General features: G+C 42.4%; 5 protein-coding genes and 1 pseudogene. All 6 read right to left on the bottom strand.

From position 1 onward, the window contains the following. Positions 1-87: 87 nt before the first annotated feature. Entirely contained in the window at positions 88-273 is a 186-nt protein-coding gene (locus I6E78_RS18225) for a hypothetical protein (RefSeq protein ID WP_197183087.1), read from the bottom strand. A 76-nt stretch (positions 274-349) separates the two neighbouring features. Continuing rightward, positions 350-748, bottom strand: coding sequence for a hypothetical protein (locus I6E78_RS18220; protein ID WP_197183086.1), 399 nt, complete (start codon positions 746-748; stop codon positions 350-352). Next, the gene (locus I6E78_RS18215) at positions 735-977 is read right to left on the bottom strand and encodes a hypothetical protein (protein ID WP_197183085.1); all 243 of its coding nucleotides are present in this window, start codon (positions 975-977) and stop codon (positions 735-737) included. The genes I6E78_RS18220 and I6E78_RS18215 overlap by 14 nt, the downstream gene beginning before the upstream one ends. Continuing rightward, the gene (locus tag I6E78_RS18210; RefSeq protein WP_197183084.1) at positions 970-1,251 is read right to left on the bottom strand and encodes a hypothetical protein; all 282 of its coding nucleotides are present in this window, start codon (positions 1,249-1,251) and stop codon (positions 970-972) included. The genes I6E78_RS18215 and I6E78_RS18210 overlap by 8 nt, the downstream gene beginning before the upstream one ends. After that, positions 1,248-1,514 carry a hypothetical protein gene (locus I6E78_RS18205; protein ID WP_197183083.1) on the bottom strand — a complete coding sequence of 89 codons (267 nt, stop codon included), beginning with the start codon at positions 1,512-1,514 and terminating at the stop codon, positions 1,248-1,250. The genes I6E78_RS18210 and I6E78_RS18205 overlap by 4 nt, the downstream gene beginning before the upstream one ends. Positions 1,515-1,531: 17 nt before the next feature. Then, positions 1,532-2,032: pseudogene (locus I6E78_RS18200) on the bottom strand (replication endonuclease); the annotation flags it as partial.

The raw sequence follows: 2,032 nt of genomic DNA, 5'->3' as shown, positions 1-2,032 counted from the left end.
TTGCTGGTATTTTTCGGCAACACAAGCAACACGGCCTTTATCTAGTGGTTTGTTATTTTGTGGGTGCATAGTGCGTTTCCTTTTTGGTTAATTTAGTGCTTTTTGAATTGCATTGAAAAATACTTGAGCTGCTAGCCTGTTTTCAACATGTGTAGCGGATGTTTTTAAAATACATGCGGCTTGAATGCCTTCAACACCTCGCTCTTTTAGGTATTCAATTACGTCTGCTGCTACTTCAAGTTCTTGCTTTTGGTTTAGTTGGTTATTTTTCATTTTTCTGCTCGCTTTTCTTTGGTTTAACAACTGAGTGGTACACCCAGTTGCGACGTTTAACGTTTGGTTTCATTGATCACCATAATTCGCTTAATTCTTTTTCTAACTGCATTTGCATTAAGCGCTCTTCTAGCAGTTCGCGCTTTGACTTGCTGCGCTGCTGGTATTGCGGGCGCGGCTCTTGGTTTTCGTGGTGCGGCATTTTGGCCGGTGCGCTTACTGTTGTTGGTGAAACAATTCGCGCCTTTTTAATGCTTGCCTTTGCTGTTGTTTTTATTTGCCCGGTGCGAAATTTATATTCTTTTCGCTCGCAACCGCAGCCCTGGACATGACCTAAATTATCTTTGCGCACTACGCGAGTGGTGCCGCATACGCATTTACACATAAAATGCTGCACCCCTCGGTTGCGGCGGTCTTCGTTTAGTACTGTCCAATTATTGAAAACGTCACCCGCTGTTACTTTACCTGTGGCCATGCTCGTTCTCCTGAAATTTAACCTCTAGCTCTTTTAATAATTTTTTAAGCTCTTTATCAAGTGTTAGCATTTGTCGTGGGTGCAAACATTCATCGCACACAAATTTTACATCTTTTAACTTGAACTCACTCCCATATAAAACGCCAATTTCTTTTTTAACCGCGTTAAAAATTGCAGTACCACAGTAAATTTTATTTTTATGTGTATCGTCTTGCTTGGCCTTAAGCATGGCTATCACTCCCAACCAATAAACGTGGGCGCTTAAATAGCAGTGCTGTGTTTTGTAATTTATTTAGTGGCATAGTTCTGCCATCAATGGAGATTAATTTAACCTTTCTATTTGGTAGCTCTGTTTCTATTGTTTTATACCTTGCACCAGACCTAATATTAAACAGCCACCCACTTGCACGTTTTGCAGATTCTTTAAACTCTTGCCCTAATTCCAGTGCTGTATAAAAACGCCCTGTTTCTAACATTTTTTCGGCTGCTGATTGTGTGTTCATAATGTCACCTGCTGTTTTGGTTGTGGTCTGTTGGTTACTGTAAATACGTTGGCGCTAGGTTCTTGCTGATAGCCGGTGCAAATTTCGGTAGCAAAAACGCTGTTATTGTTTTTTCCGCACTGGCCGTATTGGGTCTTAGGCGCTGGCTTATCGAATTTAGTAATAAACGGGCTGTGCTGATCATCTGCAAAACCTTTTGGGCAAAATGCCTGGCAACTAATACATGCCCTTGGCATGAGTACCTTTGAAATTTGAATAGTCATATTTTCTCCTACGCCATTTAATCGAGTGACCACCAATCATTACTGCTGATTGCTGATGCACTGCCTTGTTTAACTAAATTAACTAGGTCCCAATCGCCAATAGTGACTAGGCCGCGTTCGTTTGTGGTGGTATTAAGTGATTTACGCCCATCGAGCTGCGCGTATTTATAAGCAAGCTCTACAAATTCGCGTGCTTGTTGCCAATGCGCGTCGGTTATGTGCCAGCTAGCTGATTTTTGCGCGAGTGTTTGCGCTCGGTATTCAATATCGAGTTGCTTGTTTTGCTTAAGCTGGGCGCTTTCGTCTAATGTATGTAACTGGCCATCGCGAATTTGATAAATTAGCCCGTTTCTACTGATCCTTTTTCCGCTATTTAGATCACTTATCAGATCATCAAGGTCGGCTTTTGATAAACCCACGGCATCAAGTAACAACTCAGCTCTAGAGCCTGCGGCGATAGGCGTACAGTTATTACCACTAGTCCAAGATAGGTCGGCTGCGCCGACGTTGGTGTTGCC

It is taken from the genome of Pseudoalteromonas sp. NZS127 (assembly GCF_015864805.1).
Taxonomy (GTDB): Bacteria; Pseudomonadota; Gammaproteobacteria; order Enterobacterales; family Alteromonadaceae; genus Pseudoalteromonas; species Pseudoalteromonas nigrifaciens.
The sequence above is the reverse complement of the archived record's forward strand: the minus strand, read 5'-3'. Positions and strand labels throughout refer to the sequence as shown.

Coding starts and splice junctions, on each gene's coding strand:
- I6E78_RS18205 (WP_197183083.1), bottom strand. CDS start 1,514: ATGACTATTCAAATTTCAAAGGTACTCATGCCAAGGGCATGTATTAGT.
- I6E78_RS18225 (WP_197183087.1), bottom strand. CDS start 273: ATGAAAAATAACCAACTAAACCAAAAGCAAGAACTTGAAGTAGCAGCA.
- I6E78_RS18215 (WP_197183085.1), bottom strand. CDS start 977: ATGCTTAAGGCCAAGCAAGACGATACACATAAAAATAAAATTTACTGT.
- I6E78_RS18220 (WP_197183086.1), bottom strand. CDS start 748: ATGGCCACAGGTAAAGTAACAGCGGGTGACGTTTTCAATAATTGGACA.
- I6E78_RS18210 (WP_197183084.1), bottom strand. CDS start 1,251: ATGAACACACAATCAGCAGCCGAAAAAATGTTAGAAACAGGGCGTTTT.